Source organism: Cytobacillus stercorigallinarum, assembly GCF_014836495.1.
GTDB lineage: Bacteria > Bacillota > Bacilli > Bacillales > Cytobacillaceae > Cytobacillus > Cytobacillus stercorigallinarum.
On record NZ_JACSQT010000002.1, the window covers coordinates 558,886 to 584,120 of the forward strand.

The window sequence follows — 25,235 nt, forward strand, 5'->3', positions numbered from 1 at the left end:
TCCACTATTTTAAATGATTCGCTTATGTCCAATAAATTCCTGCTGTTTTTTTACTTTTCAAATATTTTTCTTTCGCTATCTTTTTACAAAAATATTTGCTTTTTTCGGCTTATCTCTTTCAAAATGCATAAAGTTGAAAGAGAATTGTCAAAAGAAGATGTTTCTTTAGTCACACATTTTAAAAATCGACAAAGGCATATCAATTACGCCTAACTTAAAAAGATTCTCTTTGTTGTTCGCCTAGCCTTAAACTTCTTCCTGTACTTTGGCTGTTCTGCAAAAAAAAAAGACTTAAACCCTCCTCTATATTGAGAAGGAATTAAGTCTTTTGCTTTATACCTTAATCACTTTATGCGTACCATCAAACGGTAGTTCCTGATCGAGAATTCGGGAGAAGAATGATAAACCGTACTTGTTGATAAAATAAAGTCCATTCCATACCCTTTCTTGTGGGTTACCGTCTGGTTTTACCGAAGATTGAATACGATCAAATTTCGAGAGTATATTTGTATATTTTTGCTCTGTCGATTGTTTAAATTTAGTTTGTATAAATGCAATTTGCTTTTGCACAAGTGCTTGATTCTTTTCTACGAGTGGGTACATACCCTTTTCTTGCTCTGAAGTATAAGTTAATAACTGTTTGTAAGAATCTTCTAGTTTCGCTTGTAATTCGTTTAAAATTTCATCTCGTTCTTTACTTTGGACGGATTGGAGAAACTGATCCTTTCGTTCTTCAGTGCCATTTATTAATACATCTTCTAATGATAATCCAAGCTCTTTCATTTCCGATTCAATTGCTCTCTCTAAAATCGTGAAATTCAAGCGTGGAACTAGTGGCGGCATTTTTAAAGAGAACTGCTCAAACACTTTTTGCAGTTCTGCCCAGTAGGCGATTTCCCCTGGTCCAGCAATAAACGCTAATGTAGGGAAAAGTAATTCCTGTGTTAAAGGTCTTGTAACAACATTATTACTCAATTTCTCAGGTGTTGTTTCAGCCATCATTAGCATTTCTTCTAATGTGAAGCTTATTTTAGCATCTGTATTTACAAACAATTGGGTTTGATGATTGTAATCAAGTAGGATTCTCTCTTTAAAAACTTCATCATAATAGAAGAGATTAGCAGCAGTTTCACTGATTTCTAACATCTTAGCATAACCATCAGCTTGTAATCTCTGTTGATTTTCAAGCACAGCTGTTGTCATTTTTGTCGCAGCTTTGATTTGCTCAGCTAATATGCCCTTTTCCAATTGTTTTAATTGCGCATTACCTGAATCAACCAATAACAGACCATGTTCTTTAAACATCCCCATAATTAAATGGGCGAATACGTCTACATATGTTTTCGATTGTTCTATAGCCTTATGGATGAACGACATAATATCTTTTGTAAATGCGGTTTCACCATATGACTCAATGATTTCGTCAACCCACTTGATACAAACATCTGAATCAATAGCGATATTTGATACCATCGTTTTATCATTCGGTGATTCTGGGTACACCTGCTTTTTCATTTGGTTGTTTTCACAACAATAAATATGGTTTACCTCTTGATAATCATGATCCTCACCAGCAATCCAAAAAACAGGTACAACAGGAACATTTAATTCCCGCTCTTTTTCCTTAGCAAAGGCAATGATAGAAATGACTTTATGTATGGAATAAAGTGGTCCAGTCATTATACCTGCCTGCTGCCCTCCAATAACAACTACACTTTTATCATCATTTAGTTTTTTAAGAGATTCTTGTACTTTCTCAGATGTTGGAAAGCTACTCATGAAATCACTTATATGACTTACTAGCTTATCTCGTGAAAAATTTCTCTGACCAAGTTCTTCTATACGTCTCTTTAAATCACTATTATGATTATAACGGTAGTGGAAGTATGGCTGAATTTTCTCATCTTGAGCAGTATACTCTGTTGCAAACCGATTAGTGGCCGGTATTGTGAGATGCAAAATCTCCATCTATGAACTTCCTTTCTAAACACATTTTCCAAGTATCTTTATGAGTATAGCATTGTCAGAAAAGAAAAGAAAAAAACTTTGCTTATGATGAGCTAGATTTTAACTTCTTTTGATTTCATCATTCATAATGATAATATATTTCCTTAGCCAACTAAAGAGCCTTTTTAAAATACCAAATAACTTATACTGTTAAAAATACCAATTACTATCAAAACACCGTAAGCAGTAAGAAAAAACAAAAAATTAATGCGCCAATATCCTTTGAACAATTTACTGTAATCGATTTCTTGCTTTACCCGCCAATAATACAAAAGATAAAGTATAGCAGTAGTAATAAGGAAAAGAAAAATCAACCAAATGTACGAACGATTCCAAATTGAAGCTATCATAAAGTGAACAGAGAGAATGAGCAACAATGTGGTAATATCAAGAGCTAGATGTACAGACTTCTTATGCTTTTTCGTCACTTGTTTACAAATGATAAAAACGAGCAAATACCCTAGAAATGGTATAGTAATAAATGTCGCAATCATCGAGGATAAAAATACACTCAATCGTTCTCCCCCTTTTTTTCCATCCCCTTGATCATAAAATAACAAGATGTTAATAATGGTACACTCTCTTGACTTTTTTTTGCTTGATTAAGACAATAACCAACAATGGAATCAACTTCTGTTTTCCTGCCTTCAACAATATCTTTGAACATAGATGAGTGATTATGAGCAGTCTTTCTACAAATTGATTCAACATATGTTTCGATCTCTTGACTCTCTTTAATTGAAAGCGCAGCTGTTACTTCTGTTAATAAGATTTTAAATACTTTAAAATAAGATGGGTCTTCAATTAGTAAGCCATTTCTTATCTTTAAAATTGCTGTCAAAGGGTTAATCACAGCATTGGCAACTAATTTCTTCAGCATGATTTCCTCATAGTTATGATAAAGCACAAACGGAAAATCTTCGCTATTAGCCACTACATTCGACAGTAGGGTGGGTTCAGCATTTTCCATTAAAGGAGCAAGCTTTGTTACCCCCATTCCCGTATGGTTCACTTCATTTTTATTTACCTTTAGTGCACCATGTTCTACTGTACCAATATAGACTTGTTGATTTTTTAACCGTTCGAGCTTTTCTAAATGACCCATACCATTTTGCAGAAAAATAAATACCGTTTTTGTATGTATGCTAAGAGTGGCAAGGAGTGGGTCAAGGTGATATTCTTTTACAGCAACAAAGGTAATCTCGTCTTGCCCTTTCCAATTATGTATATATTCAACATGAATACGTTCATTCCTCCGATTTTCTTTCGTATTTAAAAAGATACCTTCTAAGGAGATAATGTCCTTTTGCTCATCTGAACGCACATAAAGAGTAACCTCATGTTGTTGATTTAAATAAAAGGCATATAATAGTCCGATAGAACCTCCGCCAATAATCCCAATTTTCATCATTATCACTTCACTTACAATGTATTTAGTCTCATTTTAGCAAATTTCATTCTAGAAAGGTGAGACGATTCTTTTTTTCTTAAAAGTTTCATATATTTTTCTTTTTTTTGTTTGGAGGGCTACTATCCATAATCATTGCTCAAAGATTCCACACTCAAAATAAACACGATAGAGATAAAAAAGTGCATTCGTTTACCTTATAAAAAATAAGGGTGCGAGCCACTCCGAACTTACTTATGAGTTTTTCAAAATTTACGAAACCGGTTAAACAAGAAAAGCGTATAGCATAATAACGAAAGGAAATGATTATATGTATTTTCCATCAAAGAAAGATTTATGGTTGTCAATCATCTATTGGTTATGTGCATTGTTTTTCATTATACCACCCATTTTCTTTCCAAACTTCGGAGTTTGGATAAGCCCATCGTTCTTAGATAAACAATGGATAAAAATTATTACTTTATCGCTCATTGGATTTTGTCTGCTGTGGATTTGGTTTAAGACAGGGTATTCAATTAAAAAAGATGTTCTTACTATTCAATATGGGCCTTTTAGGTGGAAAATCAAGATAGCTGATATTCACAGCGTTACGGAAACTAAAAACCCGTTTACAGATCCTGCTTTGTCTATCGATAAACTTGAAATTAATTATGGGAAGTTCAAAACAATTGCCATTTCACCTAAAAACAAAACTGAGTTTATCAATCAATTAAGAAAACAAAACTTAAACATTAGCACTGATAAGAACAAATAGTAGATTGTACATCTCCAAGAAAGGAAAAAACCCTGATACTCTCCTAAGAAAGGTCAGGGTATTTGTCTTTAAACTGGATTTACTGGATGTTTTCTAGAAACGATTGGTATATCTTTTGTAGCGTATAACTCAAAGCGATTAATAAGGGCACTTCTAAGCTCGTCTGGAGCGATAATATCATCTATAATGAGTTCCGATGCCAGTTTATAAATATCAATTGTTTCCTTATATTCTTTTTGTTTTTCTTGTACATACGCAATGCGCTCTTTCATATCTTCAATTTCATTAATCTTATTAGAGTAAACAGCATTGACTGCAGCCTCAGGTCCCATAACAGCTATTTGAGCAGTTGGTAAGGCAATACAGCAATCTGGTTCAAAGGCTGGCCCCGCCATCGCATATAACCCTGCACCGTAAGCTTTCCTTACAATAACTGAAATCTTAGGTACTGTCGCAGAACTCATTGCAGCAATTAACTTTGCGCCATGTCTAATAATTCCTGCTCTTTCAACTTTAGTGCCAATCATAAACCCTGGAACATCCGCTAAAAATAACAATGGAATATGATAGGCATCACATAGTGAGATAAACTTTGCTGCTTTGTCAGCCGAGTCAACAAAAAGAACGCCGCCCTTAACCTTTGGCTGATTTGCGATAATTCCGACTGGTTTTCCATCTATTCTCGCTATTCCGGTAATAAGTTCAGCTGCGAATAATTTCTTCATTTCAAAAAAACTATTCTCATCAACTAGTTGTTCAATACATTCATACATATCAAATGGGGCATTTTGATTCACAGGAATGATCTCTTCTAAAGACTTACCAGTTTTAGGTGCTACAGGTTCTTTAGTCGGCGGTAATTCTTGAAAATTCCCCGGAAAATAAGATAAGTAGTTTTGTGCGACCGTAATCGCTTCTTCCTCACTGTATGCTAAGTAATCCCCACAACCACTAACAGAACAATGCATTCTTGCTCCGCCCATTTCTTCTAGGGTAACCTTTTCCCCAATAACTTTTTCCGCCATTCTTGGTGACCCTAAATACATAGAAGCATTGCCGTCAACCATAATAACAATATCACAAAAAGCGGGAATATAGGCGCCGCCTGCTGCCGATGGTCCAAATAGTAAACAAACTTGAGGGACAACACCAGAAAGTTTTACTTGATTATGAAAAATTCTCCCCGCACCTCTTCGGTTTGGAAACATATCTAATTGATCGGTTATTCTTGCACCAGCTGAATCTACTAAATAAAGCAAAGGAGCTTTAAGTTTTTCCGCTGTTTCTTGAATACGAATAATCTTTTCAACTGTTCTAGCTCCCCATGATCCTGCTTTAATAGTTGAATCATTCGCCATCACACAAACTGTGCGTCCATTAATCTTTCCTACTGCCGTGATGACACCATCAGCTGGCAATCCTTCCTCACTACAGTTAGCAAACTTACCATCTTCTTCGTAAAAACCATCATCCAATAATAGTTCTAAACGCTTTCGGGCAAATAATTTATTTTGACCTTCAAGCTTTTCATGGTATTTAGGCGCACCGCCCGCTTCAATTTTTTTTCGTCTCTCTTTTAAATCGTTTGTTAGTGTTTGTATCGTTGTCATGTTTATCTCTCCTTATTCTAAAACTAATAAAGAATCGCCTTCATTCACAAAATCACCAATATTAACTTTTAACTCAGCTACCTTACCGCCTTGATTGCTCTCAATCGGAATTTCCATTTTCATACTTTCTAAGACAAGTACTTCTTGACCTGCAGTAATTTCATCTCCTTTTGCAACTAACACATTAAGAACTGTACCTGCCATATTTGCTACGATTTCTTTCATTTTCTTTTCCTCCTTGGGGTTGTATTACTGTTTTTTCATTAATGATTTATTTTTTAAAAAATCAGTTGTATATTGACCTTTACTAAAATCTTGATCATCTAAAATTTCTACAAACAACGGGGCATTCGTTTTGATTCCAGAAATTTCTAGTTCCTCGAAAAATTGTGCTGCTTTTTGTAAGGTTTCCTCTCGGTTCTCGCCCGTGATAATACATTTCGCAATCATTGGATCGTAAAATGGGGTTACTTTAGAACCTTCAACATAACCATAATCAATGCGAACACCGTCAGGGTTTCCCCATTTTAATTGGCTAATTGTACCAGGCGAAGGCATAAATGTAACAGGGTCTTCTGCATACAAGCGGAACTCCATCGCATGCCCCACTGATTTAATTTCACTTTGCTTAAGAGGAAGTTCTTTTCCTTTAGCAATACCTATTTGCCATTCTACCAAGTCTATCCCCGTTATTTGTTCTGTGACAGGATGCTCGACTTGGAGACGTGTATTCATTTCTAGAAAGTAGAAATTCTCATCCGCATCGACGATAAATTCAACGGTACCAGCATTTTTATATCCTACTGCCTCACCTGCTTTAATAGCAGTCTCAAGCATCTTCTCCCTCGTTTTCATTGATAGAGAGGGGCTAGGCGATTCTTCAATGACTTTCTGATGCCTTCTTTGAATAGAACAATCTCTTTCAAATAAGCTAACAATCTGGCCCTTATCATCACCAAATATTTGTACCTCAATATGACGACTACCCTCTATACACTTTTCTACGAATACTTCATCACTGCCAAAGTATGCTTTCGCTCTTGATTTTGTCGAGGTGAAGGCACTTTTGAGCGCTTGCTCAGTTTCACAGCGCACCATACCGATTCCACCGCCGCCTCCACTTGCCTTAAGCATAATAGGGTAACCATATGTTTCAGCTAAAGCAAGAGCAGCTTCAACCGTTACAACACCACTATGACTACCGGGCACAATAGGTACGCCAGCTTTTTCCATCGTTTGCCTAGAAATAATCTTATCTCCCATTTTTTCAATTGTGTCAGGGTTCGGTCCGATAAAAATAATGCCCGCTGCATGAATTTTTCTAGCAAAATCAGCATTCTCAGATAAGAAACCATAGCCTGGATGAATAGCATCAACCTTCTCTGCCAAAGCTATTTGAATGATTTTCTCAACATTTAAATAAGATTGATTAACTGGCGGTGGCCCAATCAGAAATGCTTGATCTGCCTCGATAACAAATGGCATCCCTTCATCTGCCTCTGAGTATATTGCGACCGTTTCGATTCCCAGTGCTTTACAAGTTTTAATAATTCTTAAGGCAATTTCTCCTCTATTGGCAATTAATATTTTCTGCAATCATTTAGTCTCCCTTCGTTCGTTACTACATTAATACAAATGCAAATAAATATAATTTATCGCAATATTCTCTATTTCTACAAAGTTCTCTCTTTTTCCTTCTTTTTTATTGAAAACGCTTACGTTTATTTTTGAACAATACATTTTTATGCCTTGAATGATAAAAGAATAACAGTTTACTAAAGAAATTTTCTTAATATTGTTATATAATGATAGACAGTAAGCGCATTCAATAAATTACATAAGTGTTTTAGGGGGATGAATCATGAGCTATAAAGTTGAAAGACTAAAAGTAAATTACAGAACCTTAGAAGATTTTAAAAAGTTTAAAGAATATGGTCTTCAAGAATTATCAATGCTCGAGGATCTCGAAGGCAATATTATAGAAAACGGAAGCCAATCACCTTTTTATGGTATTTACTTCGGAGACCTACTCGTTGCCCGCATGAGTCTTTATAAAGTAGAAGCCAAATTCGACCGTTACTTCCAACCTTCTCATGATTATTTAGAACTTTGGAAGCTTGAAGTGTTGAAGGATTATCAATCAAAAGGTTATGGATCAGCACTTGTTAACTTCGCCAAGAGCTTTAACCTACCTATTAAGACGAACACAAGAATTAAGTCAAAGGAATTCTGGGAAAAGATGGGCTTCACATCAGCTCAATATGATATGGATAGGGATTTAGGGGAAAACCCTGTTCTATGGTTTCCAGAGGGTATGGTAAAGGAATCTTTAAAAGAAGACGAATAAACATAAAAAGGCACTCCGAATATAAATGGAGTGCTCTTTTATTTATAATATAAAATAAACTTTATAAGGAAACTTAAGTATACATATCATTGTTCGTAATAGGGTAATAGAAATTATACACGCACATTTTTTTCGCGATCGTCGGTTTTTAGTACAACCATTTTTCTTGCTTTTTCCATTATTTCTACAAGCGCCTTATAATCCTGCTCCAATGTTTGTATTTCTTTTAATAATCTTTCATTCTCAGCAGCTAAATAATAAGTTTGTTTTTCTAAAGAAGTAATTTTCCCCTCATAATGAGATAATGTGTTTTTTTCAGCAGAATGAGCATTTTCCGCTTGTTCATATACAGATTTAAGGCTCTCTACAATTTCATTAAAGCTTAATTGCGGGGGGCTTGTTGATACTTGTTTTTCTTTTGCTGCCTCTTCAACAACCAATGATGATGGTGCTGGGTCTTTTTTACGGTTCTTTAATTCTTTCCGTTGTTTCTTTGCTACTTCAATTGCTTTCTTATATTGCTTTCTTACATATGAGTTCCAGCGAAACCCACAGGCAGCACCTGTTCTTGATAACTTTTTACCCACTTCTTCAAATGCTTGAAGTTGTGTTCCTCCACCTCTTATTTGGCGAAGAACGACTTCAGCTAGTAAAACATCTTCATCTTGTGACCACGCATCTTGACGAGTAGAAGACATCCCTAACCCCTCCTAGTAGTGTTTTTATTTCATCTTATGCTTATACTAGAAAAGATAGACTTAAACATGGGATATTCAGTCGTTTTCTTTATTTACTTATTTTTTGTTAAAAATGTATTTACCGCTTGATGGTGACTTTCCTTACTCCAAAGAATCGAGCAAGCACGAACTTCTTCTTCCATTCTTTTTTCTAATTGTGTGACCTTCCACTTACGAACAAGGATCTCTTTATAGGCAGATAAAACATCTGTATGAATTCTATTAATGTTGCCAAAGAATTCTTGCACTACTTCCATACTTACTTGATCATAAATAGCATGAATAAAACCTTTTTTATACAAGTCTTCTGCCGCGAGTGGTCTAGCTTCCATCAGTAACTTTAAAGCAACTTCATTCTCCAGCTTCTCCAATAATATACTACCTCCGCCCCAACCTGTAGTAATAGCTAAAGTACCTTGAATAAAGCCCATTTTTGTTCCTTTTTTAGCGATGCGGAAATCACATGCTGTAGCCAGTTCACATCCACCACCTACTGCAGTTCCATTCATAAGGGCAATTGTCGGTTTGTTGAGTGTAGTGAGCTTATATAAAATCTTTGACATTTTAGATAGCATGTTAAATGCTTCTTCTGCAGTGATCAGATGTTGAAAAGCAGATAAGTCGCCACCAGAACAAAAGGCTCTCTCTCCTTCTCCAGTGATGACCAACCCTTTTATGTTTGCTTCTTGTTTAGTCATTTCAATTACTTTAAGCAGACCATCCATTACCTCATAATTAATGGCATTTCTCTTATGTTCTCTAGTAATCGTGAATACAAGCAAATTTTCTTCCTTATGTATTAGGTAACTGCTCATTATTATCAGATCTCCTTTAAAAAGTATAATGTAACAAAGATAATTAGGAATAAATTTTGCATAGCTTTTTGCTCCATTGCTTTATAAACCTTGAATAATTATTAAAATTTTTATAGGATACTCCGCTGTAGATCCCTATATTCAATTCTTTTGTTTCTTCATTACTATGCCAGAAAAAGTTGACAACAGACAATAGAAAAAACGCTGAAGCTTTTATTGCTCCAGCGTTTTGTCATATGAAAAATTAGTTGTTTACAACTTCTTTTCCTTTGTAAGTTCCACAAGCTTTACAAACGCGGTGTGAAAGTTTCATTTCACCACAATTTGGGCATTCTACCATACCAGGAACCTGTAATTTAAAATGGGTACGACGTTGTCTTTTTGCAGTTTTAGATGTTCTTCTAAAAGGTACAGCCATTATTCCCACCTCCTTATAGAGATTTAGAGTCGTTCAAACTTGAGGATTAACTTCTATTAATACAATAGAGTAGAAAAGACCTCTCTATATTTTGAACATACACTATGAAGAAAAAATTATTAAGACCAGCTTTCACTGTTTTCTTCCAGTTATGAATCAGAAGAATCCTTTTGATTAAGTAGCTGAGCAAGTCCAGCAAGACGTGGATCAATCTTTTCCGTTTTCTCTTGCTCGGAAATGACCTCCCAATCTTTTCCTGATTGAGGAGCGCCCTCTTCACCGCTATCATCGCAGAATACTTGCATAGGGACCTCAAGCACAAGAATTTCATGAATAATAGGCATCATGTCTATTACATCACCTTGTACTTGATGAACTTCCTCTTCAGTTTCATAATCGCTAGCTTTCAAGAGGAATGTTTCAATTGTTTCCACATTAATTGGATATTTAACGTCAACCAACGTGCGAGAACAAGGGAGAATCAAATGACCTTCCATTTTAAAATGGACAATCACTTTCTCAGAATCAATATCTGCTCGACCAGTAATTCTCATTGGTGAGGCATCTCTGATTTCATTATCCATTTTGACTAATTCATCAACATTGACGATTTCATCAAAGGGGAAGTCCTTGCTTCGATACTTCTGTAACTGACTTAAAGTCCATTTCATATAAATCACCCCAAGGCAACAAAGGTAATTATAGCTTTCATATAATTATTTGTCAATATTTTTTCTTTACAGTCAGAAGGTTATTGAAAAGAGAATCATTTATCTCATTTTCTCTTAGTATTGTAACCAATTTTATTCAATTTGCAAACCTTTATCGTCGATTTATGGAACCATTAGTGAAATTTTATTTCTTCATTTATAATTAAAATAAGAAGGAGTGGTTAACAAATGAAAGCTGTCGGTATTGTCGTTGAATATAATCCTTTTCATAATGGGCATGCCTATCAAGTGGAGCAAGCAAAAAAGGAAACAGGTGCAGACGTGGTGATTTGTGTGATGAGTGGTAACTTCCTGCAAAGAGGAGAGCCGGCAATCGTATCAAAGTGGACGCGAGCAGAAATGGCCTTAGCTGGTGGCTGTGATCTTGTTTTTGAACTGCCTTTCTCATTTGCGACATCTCAAGCAGATATATTTGCAAAAGGAGCCATATCAATACTCGAAGCTACACTGTGTCAATATTTATCATTTGGTAGTGAACAAGGGAATATACAACCATTTTTATCAACTTATCACGGGTTACAGAAACATGAAATTGAGTATAACCAACTGCTTAAACATTATAGTAAAGAAGGCTATAGTTATCCTAAAGCTGCATCTCTTGCTTTCCAACAATTACAATTGGCCATCGATGAAGAAATAGTGGATTTAACAAAACCGAATAATATTCTTGGTTTCCAATACATAAAAGCTATAAAGCAACAAAATGCGAAAATGGAGCCAACCACAATCGCCAGAAAGAATGCGGAGTTTCACGATGAAGACTTTAATGCATCAACAATTGCAAGTGCTACAAGCATCAGAAAAAAGATATTTTCTCAAGAACAAAATATAGAAGAAACTTTTAAATATATGCCGAGAACCTCATATGATGCCTTGCATTCGTATTATAAAAAATATGGAGTTCTGCATCATTGGGAACGATATTGGCCTATGCTACAGTACCGCTTGCTTAGTTCGTCACCTGCCCAACTTAGAGAAATATATGAGGTTGAAGAAGGGATCGAATTTCGTTTAATCGAGGCGAGTAAGACTTCAACTTCTTTTCAATCATTTATGGAAGCAGTGAAAACAAAACGGTATACATGGACACGCATTCAAAGAATTTGTTTGTATATTCTTATCCATGTGAGTAAACAATCCATGTCGCATATAGAGGAAGCTGAATATCTTCGCTTACTTGGCATGTCATCAAAAGGGCGAGTCTATTTAAATCAACATAAAGGTGAGTTTAAGCTTCCACTCATTTCTAAAGTCTCCGAAAAAAATCGGGAGTCATTAGCTCTAGACCTTAAAGCAACTAGAATATATGCACTGGCAGCAAATTCTCCACAACAACAGCAGCTTTTAAAACTTGACTTTAGCCAACCACCAATCATTTATGACAAGCGATAAAAGCGGCGCTTAGTTTGTTTAAGGTTATAGTCAAATAAGTTTTTGTACTGTTTAAGCTAAAAATAACACTGGTTAGTTAGCGGAAAAGACAATTTTCGCCATCGCTCTGGTTGAGTATCACAACCTACCCTCTACTTGTAAATAGCTACAGAAAATCAGTAGCATTGGGCGAATACACATAACTAAATATGAAAAAAACTCATAAAAATAACCTCATAAAAATAACGGAGAAATTCTGATTCATTTAGCAGAACTTCTCCGTTATTCATTACAGACCACACTTTTAATAAAAACATTTTCTATCATTTAGCTTCTAGGTCTTCTAAGTACTTCACTGCATCATCAAATGTGTCAATTGGGATGATTTTCATATCCGTATCAATATCTTTAGCTGTTTTAACTGCCTCTTTGTAGTTTGATTTATCACTATTATTCTCGTTCGGTGCAAAGAAGATATCTGCTCCGGCATTATCTGCAGCCACTATTTTTTGATCTATTCCACCGATGCGCCCAACCGTACCATCTGGTGCGATTGTTCCAGTTCCGGCGATTTCATATCCTCTTGTTATATCTCCCTGAACTAACTGATTATAGATTTCTAATGAAAACATAAAGCCAGCGGACGGACCACCAATTTCACTTGTATCAATCGCCACTTCTGGATCAACTGTAATCTCTTTATCATCCACTAATGTGATGCCCACACCAGCCTTTCCGGTCGCGGCAATTTTCTGTAGTTCGATATCAGTTTCTCTTTCTTCCCCGTTTCTTTCAAAAGTAAGGGATATGCTGTCACCTTCCGATTTTGATGAAACCATATCAATAAATTGCTCTGAAGATTGAAATGATTGGCCATCTACTTTCGTTACCCTATCTGATGCTTCAAGTTTCCCCTCTGCTGGCATACCTTCCATAATGTTAAGTACATACACACCTTGATAATTGTAATTTACTTCTAAACCAGCATGTTGATATGCCACTTCTATGGCTGACTGCTTGGAGTTATCCATTAAGTATAATTGCCTTAACTGATATTCTCGATCAGTTTCATCTTCTCTTCGAATATCCTCAATAGGATAAATATGTTGATATTTTTGCCATTTCGCCCATAAATAAGTATAAATATTCGCTTTGCCCATTCTTATAGTCGTAAGCATGAAACTTCCTGTCGCATTGTCTCCATTCTCAACTTCAATGATTGGTTCTAATTCTTTCGCCATCCCTGGCTTTGAGACATAATAAGGAAGTTGTATAAAAGAAGTAACAAGGACGAGTAATGCTAAGACGAAGAAGGAGCGAGCCCAAATTTTTCTTTTCATTCATTTGGCTCCTTCCAATTTTCGATTATTTCTTTTATTTTATCAATATATTTGAGCGCTTCCTCTTCTCCTATCTTAATTATTTCATTTATATTTGTAAAAGCTTTTGAACTATACATCTCTACACTCGGTCGAATCATCACATTGGATGCTATTTCACGGTTGATTACATTCTCCATTTGTAAAATATCTAGGCTCTGCATAATCACATCATAAATGGAGTGTATCTCTGTCTGAACATTTACCCTTGAGACATCAACAGCAATAATAATATCTGCTCCCATATCTTTTACAACTGAAACAGGCACACGGTCAATAACCCCCCCATCGACTAGTAACCGCCCATCAACCTTTTCAGGTACAAAAATACCAGGAATAGATATACTTGCTCTAACAGCTTCTGCTATTGGCCCTTCTTGGAAAATTACCTTCTCTCCCTTCTGGATGTCCGTTGCGACAACAGAAACAGGAATAGTTAAATCTTCTATTTTCTTGTCTTGTGTGAATACACGGATAAATTCCTTCACGCGATTACCAGCAACAAACCCCCTTCTAGGAACCGTAAAATCCAAATAATACTTTCTTTTAAAAACAGTGGAAAATTTATATAATGTTTCAATATCTATGCCTGTAGCGTAAAAGCAGCCTACCATTGCCCCCATACTGCTCCCTGCAATCAAGTCAATTGGTATATCTTTATCCACAAGCGCTTTTATTACACCAAGATGAGCAAACCCACGCGCACCACCAGATCCGAGAGCAAGACCTATTTTTGGTCGAACCAAATCTTTCCCTCCAATCTCTTTCATAAAATGATTGTCTTTCTTCTTTACATGGTTGGATATCAGAATACATCAGGCTATTTATTATCTTATGTATAAATTGATGCTTTAGTTAACAGGCAATAAGTAATGTCGTTTTGAAATCAATGGTCTAATTTTTCATTTATCGTCGTATATTCAATAGAAGAAGGACATGCTTACAATGTGTTCCAGCCGTCATTACATAAGGGAGGCTCATTCGTGTCACGTTCAAAGTTAAAAACAATCATGCTTGCACTTTCGGCGTCATTAATCGCCTTTTCACTTATATTATATCCGCAAGAATCCGTTGATGCATCGAGAAGGGGCCTCGAAATGTGGTGGGAAATTGTTTTTCCTTCCCTCTTACCGTTTTTTATTATAGCCGAGGTTTTAATCGGTTTTGGTGTTGTGAAATTTATTGGTGTCCTCTTAGAACCACTCATGCGACCATTGTTCAAAGTTCCAGGTGTTGGCGGCTTTGTGTTAGCTATGGGAATGGCATCTGGTTATCCAGCTGGAGCGAAGTTCACAGTACGATTAAGACAAGAGAAACAAATATCACGTCTGGAAGCAGAGCGACTTGTTTCCTTCTCTAACTGTTCCAATCCTTTGTTTATTTTTGGCGCGGTTTCTGTTGGGTTCTTTCATAATACAAAATTAGGGATTATTCTTGCCCTAGCCCATTATCTAGGTAATTTAACTGTAGGTTTAATCATGCGCTTTTACGGACGAAAGGAAGAAGAGCAGAACACTGAGATAGCCACGCCTCCCACTCGAAAATTTTCTTTTAAGGAAGCATTTAATGTCTTACATGAAACAAGGTTACAAGAACAGCGTCCATTAGGAAAGCTTGTTGGTGATGCTGTAATATCTTCTATCCATACTTTATTAATGATCGGCGGCTTTATTATTTTATTTTCGGTCATAAATAAATTATTATTCCACATTGGCATTACCGACTTTTTCGCTTATGGGCTTGGTCTATTATTATCTGTTTTCCAAATTTCCCCTGAATTTAGTAAAGCTTTATTCTCTGGTATTTTTGAACTGACTCAAGGAAATCAAATGACCGCTCAAGTCGATCATGTTCCTCTGTTACAAAAAGTAATGATTGCAAGTGCTATCTTAGCCTTTTGTGGATTCAGCGTTCAAGCACAAGTCGCAAGCATTATCGCTCAATCTGATATTCGCTTTAAGCCGTTTTTCATCGCTCGAATTATTCATTCATTTATTGCTGCTTTTTACGCCTATCTATTTTGGCATTTATTATATAACCGCGTGTCATTTGAACAACCATCTAATGCCATACCAGTTTTTCAAAATGAAGGTTTCACCCTATATGAATACATGATAACACTTGGACCACTCATTACTTTATTTTCTCTCATTCTATATATTTTTATCTACTATCGTAGGCATTTTCATTCCCATTAGTACACGACCTTGAAGGAGAATGATCGTATAAAAAAAGGCAGACAATCTCTGGTGAGTTGACCTGCCTCTTTATTTTACTTAGCGAATTTTTTGTGTAGCGCATGTTGTACAACTGCTGGAACAAGGTCAGAAATATCTCCTTGATATTTTGCCACCTCTTTTACGATACTTGAACTTAAAAAGGAATATTGATTATTCGTCATAACGAAGAATGTTTCGATATCATCATTTAATACTCGATTCATCGATGTGATTTGCATCTCATATTCAAAGTCTGACACAGCCCTTAGCCCACGTATAATTGCTTTCGCATCTACACTTTTAGCATAATCCACTAATAAACCTTGAAAAGTCCCCACTTTGACATTAGGAATTTCTTTTGTCACTTCTTCAATCAAGTGGATTCTTTCTTCAACAGAGAAGAGTGGATTCTTCGAAGAGTTATTTAATAGCACAACATGTATTTCGTCAAATACTTTTGCTCCCCTTTTAATAATATCCAAATGGCCAAAAGTAATTGGATCAAAACTTCCTGGACATACGGCAATCCCGCTCATTTTTATCCCCTGCTTTCTAATTTATTCATGAGGCTCAATAAAACAATAAATGGAAACAGCAATGATACCATAGCTTTCATACTTTACTTGTTCTAAGTCCCCACAAAAAGTGGGTAATTGTATATCTGAGCTATGTTCACACATTATCATGCCATTTTGCTTTAGTAATTTCTGTTGACTAATAATTTCTAACAATTTTACGAGTTGTTGCTTTTTGTAAGGTGGGTCAAGGAAGATATAATCAAATTGTAACCCCCTTTTCATAATGGCTTTTAAAGCTCTTTCAGCGTCATTTCTATAAACTTCAACGCCTTCTTCAATTTTACAAATTCGTAAATTCTCATGTACTGTATGTACTGCCTTGCTATCACGATCAACGAAAATCGCTTTTTCTACACCTCTACTTAATGACTCTATCCCCAGGCCACCACTTCCAGCAAACAAATCCAGTGCGATGCCTCCATCAAAATAGGGGCCTATCATATTAAAGATTGCTTCTTTTACTTTATCAGTTGTTGGTCTTGTTGATTTACCAGGAACAGCTTTAAGTTGCAGTCCCTTATATTGACCAGATACTACCCGCATACTACTCACCACTTATCTTAAATTCAATTTTTCTTCATCATCCTACCATACTTTTTATAGGAAACAAACACATATTCTCCTAAGTATTTCAAGAGATGATGAATAAAAATGTATAACAATATCTTATATGGAGATAATGAGATTAACAGCATCTAAACGATGTTGTTGCCAACCGCGGAGAAGACTTACGTTTCCCCATAAGTTCTTCCTCCGGTTTCTCCTCTCCCTTTACCTTCTGCCTATTAGTTGGTTAGAAGGACCCTGTAGTATTTTTGCTACAGGGATTTTTTTATTTATTTGACGATGACATTAAATAAGGATTCCCCATATAAATTGTTTTTCCTTTTACATGTCAAAATAAACTTTATTGCCCTCTTCTTTCAAGTGTATACGAAAGATGGACTGGAGCCATTTTTTTTCTAAATAGTACTCACCATTCATCTTTTTTAGTGGATGTTCTAACAAACCAAAAACCTCTTCATTTTTTATAAAAATCGACTGATCTGAATATAAACGATAAACATCTTCCTCATCAAAGATTACCCATTCCGTTTCAGATAAACGCTCTGTTTCTAACTCGAGGAATGACATTGTCTTTTGTAAAGGTACCCACTCTATTCCATCAATCTCAATTATTTTTACAGTGAATTTTTTATCCTTCCAATAATAATCTTTCATTGTAAACAATTCTAATGAAACCGGTTGTTTATTCCTAAATAATTCAGCAAAGAAGTTCGTTTGCTTTCCTGTTATTTGATAGAGGATTTCATCCATATCTTCTGGTACGAAACTTTCATCCAAGTCGGAAATATTGGCAACAAGTTGCTCCAACTCACTTGCAGTTAGCTTTTCTTTTAGTTCGTTAAAAGCAAACTTACTCAGAGCAAAACGAGGATTTTCATCAATAATAAATGATGTTAATAAATCCAAGAACCATTCTATTTCTTCACTTTCAATAGCATAGAAATAGAGAGCCTCTACTAATTCTCGTTCTAATGATTCCCCACTAGGTAAAATAAGAATCCCTTCATATAGGCCACTTTTCAACTGATTAGTTGTAATGATATTTAAGAATTTTGCTTCTTTTACCTTTTCTTCATGTTTTTGCATCAGTTCTTTAATCTCATGATAATGATTCCCATAATATGTATAATACTTATCGTTTTGCTCAGTGTTTATTTCACCCTTATGCCAAAGGAGTGCCGGGTTGTTTGCATGACCTGAAAAGGAGTAATAATCTATTAGGTCCTCTTTCACGAACCCTGATAAAGGAATACCAGCCATCCAAGTTCCATTTCGGTGGTGAGATTCAATGATTTTTAATTCCACATGATCAATAGTGACGCCCTTTAATTGAAATAACCATTCACGAATCAAAGTGTTAGTCTTTTGATTTATAGGCAAACTATAGGTAATGTGTAACTGACTCCCTTTAGTCTCGATAATATTCTCAGCTCCCCAAACACTCTTACACTCACCTTTATTATCATATGTACATGTCCAATTTGAAGCTTTCTTCGGTACGATCATTTCGTATATGGATTCGTCAGATAAGGTAGAAATCGTTTGAATGACTCGTACAGAGTTTTCACCCGAATGAATGGTAACTTTTGTTTGTGCACTTTCATGTGCATTAACGGTTTGCCCATCAGTTATGAATTGGTCCCATTGATTAAAAAATATGCAGACGATAATGATAACAAAAAGAATAGAAATTACCTTTTTCATCATGTGCTCCTTACTACTCACTCAAGTAATACTTGTACCTAATTATATATAAACACCGAATATCCTTCTAATCAATTAAAAAAAATGATAAAGTAGAAAAGTGTTGATTAAACATAAAAGGAGAACAAATATGATTCAAAGATTTATTGAACTCGGAGAAGGGTATTCTGACATTTATGAATTGATAGAGATAGCGAAAAGGAATAGTGACCGCCTTAAACATATGATGGTTTTACATACAACGATAAATGACAAGGCCATGAGTTCACTTATCGTGATATTAAACCCACCTGCTGAAGGAAAATTCCAACCGATATATATTTGCAGAGAAGGCGTGCCAAATCATGAAATCAAACCTAATAAACGCTTTCAATTATTTGCCGAAACAGCGAAAGAGTTAGATAAAGAACTCATCCAATTCAATGTGAAACCTTCAACACTTTTCTCTGAGAAAGACTTATATTTTCAACATTTAATTGCTATATTCAGGTTAAATCACTATTTACCTGCACTAACTTAAACAAACCTAGGCATATATTAGCTATATATGCCTAGGTTTGTTTAAATTGCTAAATGCCCATCTTATAATCATATTCTTTTGCTTTATCTGGTTTTGCATTTTCAAACTGAGTTTTTAAAAAAGGTTTGTACGAAGGTTCCACTTTTTTAACAAACGAATAAGAACTAATCTTTTCAGTTAAGGCGTCGATATCCTCCATGTTACAATAAACAACTACGTACTTTAACCGTTTCGATACATAATGAACGTTGCCAAATCGTCGTAACATTTTCGCTTGCTTTAATGAATAAAGCCAAACAATTAAACCTTGCCTCTCTCCAAGCATAATACTTCCCCTTTTGTTCAAATGATTGTTATTAGTCTAGCATATATTTCATTATTTTTACAATGTGATTGATTTTTTCATTCTCTATCTTCTAAAAAAACAGTGCGGTCATGACCGCACTGTTAAGCAGAACAGCTACATGCTCCGCCTGATCCACAACCACCCGAACAAGCATTATCAAAAAATGGGTTACCTGTTGGGACTTTAATATGTTGAGACACAGAGTGACTAATAATGACACTAATTTCGTCAAGCAAACTTTGTAACTCTGTTTCCGATTGTCTAAACGCTGCTACATATGGATCCATATCCATTTCTCTCTTTAACTGACGTATAGACATCGTGACTCTTTTATAATCAGGATGATACTTACCGAATCGTTGTACATCCTCATAAAGATCTTTCATTTCAACAAATTGACGAATCTTTTTCTGAGTTTCAGAATTTGATTGCATCTCCTTGAGGCATTGCTTGTATTGAGCAGCTTCCTCAGACTTGACAATCATCGTGACAATCTCATCGGCTACATCCAATATTTCTAATCTTTCTAAAGTAGCAAGCATCTGGAAGCTCACCTCCACTTTTCATCATATCATGGAATAGCTAAAATCAAAAGCACTGAGAAAAATTATTCCACCTGTACGATAAATTCTTTTGTCAAAAAGTAAAGGGCAGGGTCACTACTCACTACTTCCAGTTTGATATGATGTTTCCCTTGTGACAACCCTTTTATTTTGAATGCAGCGCGGCTGATTTCATCTGTTTTCTTCCCATCAAGATATACAATGAACTTCCCTTTCACCCCTTGTCGATCTTCTCTAAATGTTACCCCATCAACGATACATTCAATCAATACATCATTACCTTCCACTACATGTTTTACAAGAAAATCTTGTGGTCCTTTTGCCAAGGCAGTTGTTACTGGAATAGATTCTCTAATTTCAAGCCCATTAACAGGCGCTAGGATGCTATTTGTTTCTGGCTCTGGAATATCTTTGGTGCAAGCAACTAATACAATAAATAAAATACAAAGCGAGAAGTATTGAAAAATTTTCTGCAAGCTCATCAACCCTTTTTATTATGTATTATTTGCTTTACAAAAATAATTACTCATAAAAAATAGTCCTCTTCCTTAACGAAGAAGACCATTTATGATTGACTGTTCATTGCTTGAAACATACTCATCATCATAGATGCCATCTGAACTCCATTAGAAAACTTTTCTACATGATGAGGGATTGTTTTTTTATGATAGTGTAACGATGCTACTTCTAATTTCTGTATTTCTGTTGGATTCCGCGATAACGTTCGATACCATTGTGGTTGTTCTCTAACGAACTTTTTCAATTCTTCATTTTGTTGAATATATTCTCTAATATCTTTACGCAAAGATTGTCACCTTCTTTAATCTTTTTTAAATGCAAATGGATTTGGTTTTTGAGCTATTGGGTTTGATTGAGTAGCGCTTTTAGAGGATGAAGCTCCTCCTTGAAATTGTGATAACACTCCTTGAATGGCTCCGAGAGCTTGGCTCATATTTGTAATATAACCTTGTACTTGATTCACATCCATGTTCTTTACAGTACCCATCACCTGATTGACCCAATCTTGTTTGTTTTCAGTGGTTGTTGTGGTCGTTTCTGACGAATCTGTCTTCTGCTCACGTTCATCTTGCTCATCATCTATTAATAAGTACCATTCTTCATACAATTGCTGCATCGACTTTTTACCGGATCTAACTTCCTTTAGTACTGATGGATTCTTTTTTACATATGACTTAAACCGCTCAACAGTAGGATGCAATTGTTTCTGTGCCACTATTATTCACCTCTTATTCGTTACAAATGCCTACCTTATTGTATGAGTGGCCCATCATAAAAGTGATAAATTTCTATATTTCTATTGCTCAAGTTTCTGTTACGATAAAGATAGCATAAATACAACACTTCATTTGTATTGGTATGAGGAATAGAAATTGCTTATACTTAAAATCAATGAAAAGTTAATGATATAACAAGGAGTCTCACAAATGATGACAAACAAAGATCTCTTACTTCAGAAGTTTTCAAAAATGATTGATCAAACCACTGACAAAGACTTACCATTAATCAATACTATCGTGGATAGTTTAGAAAGACAGCAAAATGGGACAAATCGTTCATATATTGAAGCATTTATGAATGTAGAAGAACAGTTAGAGGATGATACTGTTACAATCTCTATTCCTATTACACCTCTACTTTATAATCCGCTTGGTATTGTGCACGGAGGTATGATTGCTACCCTCATTGATACCGCAATGGGTACATTAAGCAATAAAGCAACACCAATAGATAAGATGGCTGTAACCACGCAATTAAACATTCATTATTTAGCTGCAATTAAAGGGAACAACCTTACTTGTTATGCAACAATCACTCATAAAGGAAGCCGCATGATGGTCCTCTCTGCTGTCGTTGAAAGAGACGATGGTAAGAAGGTTGCAATTGCTTCCTCTAACTTTTTTGTTGTCGGTAAGTGAATAAAAAAGACGTTGCACTCATCATACAATGAGTAAGCAACGTCTTTATTCTTGTTCCCATTTCTCAATAAAGTTTTGTGTAAAGTGCTTCTTGTAGACGCCTACACCAATGTCAGTAAATTGTTCATTTAATAAAGTTTCACGATGTGCACTACTGTTTAACCATCCCTCCATCACTGAAGGTGCATCTACATAATTAGCAGCAATATTCTCGCCCGCCGATAAATAAGCAACCTCGCCTGCTTTCAGTCGGTCTGACAGTTCACCATATTCATCAGAGGTATGAGAAAAGGCTTCACTTTCATACATATCCACACTGTGGTTGTAAGCTACTTCTGAAGTCTTCTCATCTAAGGAAAGCTCCTTCACATCATATCTTTCTCTCATCACGTTCGTAATATCAATAATCTGCTGCTCCATCCCTCGATTGATAGCTGCTTCTTCCTCTTCTAATATATCATTTACAACAAATAACTCGCCTCTATAAACTAATTCATAAGGCCTTAACATCACGAAAGACTCATCATTTAGAAAACGAACACTAGAAAGCGTGCCTGTAAATTTATCTAAATAAAGGATTGCGTAATAATCACCAATTCTAATAATAGGTCTCATATTCATGTCTGCTTCTGATAATTCAAAGCGATAAACACTACCCTCAAATTCAATTTCTATATTTGTTTCTGCATATAGAGATGAGTAAATTTCTCCTGATGGTTGTCCAATTTTAAAAGGCGTTACATCCACTTCATCACCTGTGGCATATACGGATATGACTTTACCTTCCCATATACCGACTTGTATATATTCATGATTGCCATTCGGATAAATCCACCAATCATAGCCTTGAAGTGTAGGATCAATCCGTTCTGGTTCACCAAACTCTTTTTTAATATCCGAAGCTTTAGACCCCATTAAGGTGAGCAACCCTTCTTCAGGCATCTCAGCAACCATTGACTCTTCATCATCTTGATTACCTATCGTTTCATCTTGAGCAACTTCTGTACCCTCGTCACTCAATAGCAGTTGATCTTCACTACTAAAATCTAAGTATAACCATATAACAGTAAGAGCCAATATCAGTACAAATACACGTAATACACTCTTCAGAGAACTTGCACCTCCCATGACTTCTTTTAAAACTCGGACACTTCTATTATATCCACGTCATAAACATGAGTATCGTAAAATATACACAACTTCTCATTTTTTCAATACACAAAAAAGTATTTTTTATAACATATGTTTAAATATAGTATATCATCACATAGAAATGGATAATAGCAAGTTGTTTATGAATTAAGAAAACCTTTACACATATTTATGGGTACACTTCATTAAATACGTTGAATAACTTGTATAAAAGTCTCGAATTAAAGGTTTATACATATTATTATACATGGAATTGAACTTTATAGCATTACCCTCTATTCATCATTCTTTTCTCTAATTTTTCATTATACATATATAAGGGATGTTGGGAATACTAGTGTTAGGTGAGAATAGTGATATATTTGAAAAAGATTGCAACTTGTCCATTTTTCAACTATTATTAAATTTGAGATGATTCAATATTGGTTCTGTTTACCAATTGTTTTTTTCAGGAGGGATTGATTATTATGAAGCTTGAAAATACGGGTTTAGAAAACAAGCAAGTTGAACTAAAGCGACTAGATGACCTAATGGATTCTTATCAGTTAGTACGTGCAGGACAATGGGATTATGAAAGAGTTACATACGATCGAAAATTCGAATTAAAAGAAGGAGTCTACTACCTGCGTGTGTTTGGATATGCAGTAGAAGGTGACGTTGGCGCTAGAAAGGCGACGATTCAATTACTTACTCCTTTATTAGGCAAACATTATTATCCGCACGGAGTAGAATACGGGGATGGCGAACACTTCCCACAAGCACTTGTAAAGCAATCTGAAAAGATCTTGACAGACATTAATAATGATTTAGAACAAATACTTAAGTAAGCGATAGAAAAAACGTGAAGACAACATCTTCACGTTTTTTCTTAAGAATCGATAAAGCAATGTTCGACTTTTAAAATTACCTTACCAACGCGAAGTCCAGTCAATAATCGAATATCTTCAATTATTTGTTTTTGTAAAACCAGCAAATCTGTTAAAACTTCTTTATATGGTATAATACTTAGTCTTACTTCAATTATCATCGGATCATCTAATCGCGTGATAATATCTTCACTACTTCTTCTAATTAACCTTATTTTTTCCTCCGCACCATCCATTTTAAGATAGCGTAAATTGGATTCTACAATGGATGAAATGATAAATTTGCGTACTTTTTGTTTTTCCCCATCTCGCTTTACCAATTGCATCATCCATTCATTCCTGTATTCAACCTTTTTAAGAAAGGATAATATAGTTAATGCAGTTCAATCGGATTTTGTTCTACTATGTCTTGTACTCATTAAACTGATTCTAAAAACTAATCATTATTCCTTACTGTTTGATGGAGTCACTAACTTTATACTTTCTATTCTCATGTTATCCATTGCCATAGGATGGAAACAAAAAAATCCGAGCTTATTCGAATAGCATTAGCACTCGAATAAGCTCGGACTTGCATTGTTTTTGAACTCCTTAAAATCCGAATATTGCCTTGATTAATGAAGTCGTTTCTCCGCCATGATAAAAGACATATAGTAGTAAATAAACCGCTACCCCTGTTATGGCCGTAGCAAACCAGATGATGCTCGTAAAGGGACCGATCTTTCTATGCAGTTTTAACTTATTCTTATATCCCGTATACAAATTGATGATTCCAAGTACTGCTCCTGATGTGGCCAGGGTAATATGAAAGATAAGAAAAAGGGTATAATAAATTTTTATATCATCAGGCCCACCGAATGATGTATTTCCGATAAATATTGTTCGACTAGCATAAATAATAAAGAATATGATGGCAAAAATGCCAGCAAACGTCATCGATTTTTTATGTGCGTCAATTTTTCTCTTACTAATTTGAACCCAACCAATTGCCACCATAATGGCACTTAACACGATAAAGGTTGTACTGATTGTTGGTAAGACAGGCAATGAATGCTCCATAGTAACTTCCTTTCTCATCAAACTTCCTATATGTATAGTTTATCCTTCATCAATTTTATGAAGAAGCTATGCTCATTTTATAAAAGTATTACTTCTTTTTCAATCATGATTGAATGGTTTTCGTAAAAGTTCTCTAATTGTTCAAAA

The 25,235-nt window shown here is 35.3% G+C and carries 30 protein-coding genes; 7 read left to right on the forward strand and 23 right to left on the reverse strand.

The window, feature by feature from the left end; all coding sequences use genetic code 11:
* Nucleotides 1-333: 333 nt before the first annotated feature.
* From bshC to H9655_RS07270, 3 genes are all read right to left on the reverse strand, one after another.
* Nucleotides 334-1,968, reverse strand: a complete 1,635-nt coding sequence (bshC, locus tag H9655_RS07260) for a bacillithiol biosynthesis cysteine-adding enzyme BshC (RefSeq protein ID WP_191812400.1) — start codon at nucleotides 1,966-1,968, stop codon at nucleotides 334-336.
* 164 nt (nucleotides 1,969-2,132) lie between these two features.
* A complete protein-coding gene (locus H9655_RS07265) occupies nucleotides 2,133-2,522 on the reverse strand; it encodes a DUF3397 domain-containing protein (protein ID WP_191812402.1) in 390 nt (129 codons plus the stop codon).
* Entirely contained in the window at nucleotides 2,519-3,418 is a 900-nt protein-coding gene (locus H9655_RS07270; protein WP_191812404.1) for a 2-dehydropantoate 2-reductase, read from the reverse strand. The genes H9655_RS07265 and H9655_RS07270 overlap by 4 nt, the downstream gene beginning before the upstream one ends.
* 307 nt (nucleotides 3,419-3,725) lie before the next feature.
* Here H9655_RS07270 and H9655_RS07275 point away from each other — a divergent pair, with 307 nt between their 5' ends.
* The gene (locus H9655_RS07275; RefSeq protein WP_191812406.1) at nucleotides 3,726-4,169 is read left to right on the forward strand and encodes a PH domain-containing protein; all 444 of its coding nucleotides are present in this window, start codon (nucleotides 3,726-3,728) and stop codon (nucleotides 4,167-4,169) included.
* A 68-nt stretch (nucleotides 4,170-4,237) separates the two neighbouring features.
* Here the strand turns inward: H9655_RS07275 and H9655_RS07280 are convergent, their stop codons facing one another.
* From H9655_RS07280 to H9655_RS07290, 3 genes are read right to left on the reverse strand one after another with little or no spacing between them, the layout of a single operon-like run.
* Nucleotides 4,238-5,779, reverse strand: a complete 1,542-nt coding sequence (locus H9655_RS07280) for an acyl-CoA carboxylase subunit beta (RefSeq protein WP_191812408.1) — start codon at nucleotides 5,777-5,779, stop codon at nucleotides 4,238-4,240.
* 12 nt (nucleotides 5,780-5,791) lie between these two features.
* A complete protein-coding gene (locus tag H9655_RS07285) occupies nucleotides 5,792-6,004 on the reverse strand; it encodes an acetyl-CoA carboxylase biotin carboxyl carrier protein subunit (RefSeq protein ID WP_191812410.1) in 213 nt (70 codons plus the stop codon).
* 24 nt (nucleotides 6,005-6,028) lie between these two features.
* On the reverse strand, nucleotides 6,029-7,375 hold the full coding sequence (locus H9655_RS07290; protein WP_191812412.1) for an acetyl-CoA carboxylase biotin carboxylase subunit: 1,347 nt from the start codon (nucleotides 7,373-7,375) through the stop codon (nucleotides 6,029-6,031).
* Between the two features lie 265 nt (nucleotides 7,376-7,640).
* On the opposite strand from H9655_RS07290, the gene H9655_RS07295 reads away from it, so the two are divergent.
* Entirely contained in the window at nucleotides 7,641-8,126 is a 486-nt protein-coding gene (locus H9655_RS07295; protein WP_191812414.1) for an N-acetyltransferase, read from the forward strand.
* A gap of 113 nt (nucleotides 8,127-8,239) precedes the next feature.
* Here H9655_RS07295 and H9655_RS07300 read toward each other — a convergent pair whose 3' ends face one another.
* The 4 genes from H9655_RS07300 to H9655_RS07315 form a co-directional block, all read right to left on the reverse strand.
* The gene (locus tag H9655_RS07300; RefSeq protein WP_191812416.1) at nucleotides 8,240-8,824 is read right to left on the reverse strand and encodes an RsfA family transcriptional regulator; all 585 of its coding nucleotides are present in this window, start codon (nucleotides 8,822-8,824) and stop codon (nucleotides 8,240-8,242) included.
* 92 nt (nucleotides 8,825-8,916) lie between these two features.
* Nucleotides 8,917-9,678, reverse strand: coding sequence for an enoyl-CoA hydratase/isomerase family protein (locus H9655_RS07305; RefSeq protein ID WP_191812418.1), 762 nt, complete (start codon nucleotides 9,676-9,678; stop codon nucleotides 8,917-8,919).
* Between the two features lie 244 nt (nucleotides 9,679-9,922).
* Nucleotides 9,923-10,096 carry a 50S ribosomal protein L32 gene (gene rpmF / locus H9655_RS07310; RefSeq protein ID WP_095369631.1) on the reverse strand — a complete coding sequence of 58 codons (174 nt, stop codon included), beginning with the start codon at nucleotides 10,094-10,096 and terminating at the stop codon, nucleotides 9,923-9,925.
* A 149-nt stretch (nucleotides 10,097-10,245) separates the two neighbouring features.
* Nucleotides 10,246-10,767 carry a YceD family protein gene (locus H9655_RS07315; RefSeq protein ID WP_191812420.1) on the reverse strand — a complete coding sequence of 174 codons (522 nt, stop codon included), beginning with the start codon at nucleotides 10,765-10,767 and terminating at the stop codon, nucleotides 10,246-10,248.
* A 228-nt stretch (nucleotides 10,768-10,995) separates the two neighbouring features.
* Between H9655_RS07315 and H9655_RS07320 the strand changes: the two genes are divergently transcribed.
* Nucleotides 10,996-12,219: a nucleotidyltransferase gene (locus H9655_RS07320; RefSeq protein ID WP_191812423.1), complete on the forward strand. Its 1,224-nt coding sequence runs from the start codon at nucleotides 10,996-10,998 to the stop codon at nucleotides 12,217-12,219.
* A 302-nt stretch (nucleotides 12,220-12,521) separates the two neighbouring features.
* Here H9655_RS07320 and H9655_RS07325 read toward each other — a convergent pair whose 3' ends face one another.
* Together H9655_RS07325 and H9655_RS07330 are read right to left on the reverse strand one after the other, a co-directional pair.
* Nucleotides 12,522-13,538 carry a SepM family pheromone-processing serine protease gene (locus tag H9655_RS07325; protein WP_191812425.1) on the reverse strand — a complete coding sequence of 339 codons (1,017 nt, stop codon included), beginning with the start codon at nucleotides 13,536-13,538 and terminating at the stop codon, nucleotides 12,522-12,524.
* Entirely contained in the window at nucleotides 13,535-14,323 is a 789-nt protein-coding gene (locus tag H9655_RS07330) for a patatin-like phospholipase family protein (protein WP_191812427.1), read from the reverse strand. Before H9655_RS07330 ends, H9655_RS07325 begins: the two co-directional genes overlap by 4 nt.
* A gap of 237 nt (nucleotides 14,324-14,560) precedes the next feature.
* Between H9655_RS07330 and ylbJ the strand changes: the two genes are divergently transcribed.
* Nucleotides 14,561-15,775, forward strand: coding sequence for a sporulation integral membrane protein YlbJ (ylbJ, locus tag H9655_RS07335; RefSeq protein ID WP_191812429.1), 1,215 nt, complete (start codon nucleotides 14,561-14,563; stop codon nucleotides 15,773-15,775).
* A 74-nt stretch (nucleotides 15,776-15,849) separates the two neighbouring features.
* Here ylbJ and coaD read toward each other — a convergent pair whose 3' ends face one another.
* The 3 genes from coaD to H9655_RS07350 form a co-directional block, all read right to left on the reverse strand.
* Nucleotides 15,850-16,332: a pantetheine-phosphate adenylyltransferase gene (gene coaD / locus H9655_RS07340; protein ID WP_191812431.1), complete on the reverse strand. Its 483-nt coding sequence runs from the start codon at nucleotides 16,330-16,332 to the stop codon at nucleotides 15,850-15,852.
* Nucleotides 16,333-16,353: 21 nt separating this feature from the next.
* Entirely contained in the window at nucleotides 16,354-16,917 is a 564-nt protein-coding gene (gene rsmD / locus H9655_RS07345) for a 16S rRNA (guanine(966)-N(2))-methyltransferase RsmD (protein ID WP_191812433.1), read from the reverse strand.
* Between the two features lie 345 nt (nucleotides 16,918-17,262).
* On the reverse strand, nucleotides 17,263-18,645 hold the full coding sequence (locus H9655_RS07350) for a hypothetical protein (protein WP_191812435.1): 1,383 nt from the start codon (nucleotides 18,643-18,645) through the stop codon (nucleotides 17,263-17,265).
* Between the two features lie 130 nt (nucleotides 18,646-18,775).
* Between H9655_RS07350 and H9655_RS07355 the strand changes: the two genes are divergently transcribed.
* The gene (locus H9655_RS07355) at nucleotides 18,776-19,165 is read left to right on the forward strand and encodes a DUF7147 family protein (RefSeq protein WP_191812437.1); all 390 of its coding nucleotides are present in this window, start codon (nucleotides 18,776-18,778) and stop codon (nucleotides 19,163-19,165) included.
* A gap of 49 nt (nucleotides 19,166-19,214) precedes the next feature.
* Here H9655_RS07355 and H9655_RS07360 read toward each other — a convergent pair whose 3' ends face one another.
* The 5 genes from H9655_RS07360 to H9655_RS07380 all read right to left on the reverse strand — a co-directional run bounded on the left by H9655_RS07360 (nucleotide 19,215) and on the right by H9655_RS07380 (nucleotide 21,308).
* Nucleotides 19,215-19,490 carry a YlbG family protein gene (locus H9655_RS07360; RefSeq protein ID WP_191812438.1) on the reverse strand — a complete coding sequence of 92 codons (276 nt, stop codon included), beginning with the start codon at nucleotides 19,488-19,490 and terminating at the stop codon, nucleotides 19,215-19,217.
* A gap of 122 nt (nucleotides 19,491-19,612) precedes the next feature.
* Nucleotides 19,613-20,053, reverse strand: a complete 441-nt coding sequence (locus tag H9655_RS07365; protein WP_191812440.1) for a YlbF family regulator — start codon at nucleotides 20,051-20,053, stop codon at nucleotides 19,613-19,615.
* Nucleotides 20,054-20,118: 65 nt separating this feature from the next.
* Nucleotides 20,119-20,550 carry a hypothetical protein gene (locus tag H9655_RS07370; protein WP_404826078.1) on the reverse strand — a complete coding sequence of 144 codons (432 nt, stop codon included), beginning with the start codon at nucleotides 20,548-20,550 and terminating at the stop codon, nucleotides 20,119-20,121.
* A gap of 89 nt (nucleotides 20,551-20,639) precedes the next feature.
* A complete protein-coding gene (locus H9655_RS07375) occupies nucleotides 20,640-20,879 on the reverse strand; it encodes a YlbE-like family protein (RefSeq protein WP_191812444.1) in 240 nt (79 codons plus the stop codon).
* Nucleotides 20,880-20,894: 15 nt separating this feature from the next.
* Nucleotides 20,895-21,308, reverse strand: coding sequence for a YlbD family protein (locus H9655_RS07380; protein ID WP_191812446.1), 414 nt, complete (start codon nucleotides 21,306-21,308; stop codon nucleotides 20,895-20,897).
* 211 nt (nucleotides 21,309-21,519) lie between these two features.
* Here H9655_RS07380 and H9655_RS07385 point away from each other — a divergent pair, with 211 nt between their 5' ends.
* Nucleotides 21,520-22,011: a PaaI family thioesterase gene (locus tag H9655_RS07385; RefSeq protein ID WP_191812448.1), complete on the forward strand. Its 492-nt coding sequence runs from the start codon at nucleotides 21,520-21,522 to the stop codon at nucleotides 22,009-22,011.
* Nucleotides 22,012-22,056: 45 nt separating this feature from the next.
* Here H9655_RS07385 and H9655_RS07390 read toward each other — a convergent pair whose 3' ends face one another.
* Nucleotides 22,057-23,139: a CAP domain-containing protein gene (locus H9655_RS07390; protein ID WP_191812450.1), complete on the reverse strand. Its 1,083-nt coding sequence runs from the start codon at nucleotides 23,137-23,139 to the stop codon at nucleotides 22,057-22,059.
* A 491-nt stretch (nucleotides 23,140-23,630) separates the two neighbouring features.
* Between H9655_RS07390 and H9655_RS07395 the strand changes: the two genes are divergently transcribed.
* A complete protein-coding gene (locus tag H9655_RS07395; RefSeq protein WP_191812452.1) occupies nucleotides 23,631-23,990 on the forward strand; it encodes a YugN family protein in 360 nt (119 codons plus the stop codon).
* Nucleotides 23,991-24,031: 41 nt separating this feature from the next.
* Here the strand turns inward: H9655_RS07395 and H9655_RS07400 are convergent, their stop codons facing one another.
* The gene (locus H9655_RS07400) at nucleotides 24,032-24,355 is read right to left on the reverse strand and encodes a hypothetical protein (protein WP_225230474.1); all 324 of its coding nucleotides are present in this window, start codon (nucleotides 24,353-24,355) and stop codon (nucleotides 24,032-24,034) included.
* Between the two features lie 265 nt (nucleotides 24,356-24,620).
* Complete coding sequence (locus tag H9655_RS07405) at nucleotides 24,621-25,088, reverse strand: DUF420 domain-containing protein (protein WP_191812457.1); 468 nt, start codon at nucleotides 25,086-25,088, stop codon at nucleotides 24,621-24,623.
* Between the last annotated feature and the right edge of the window lie 147 nt (nucleotides 25,089-25,235).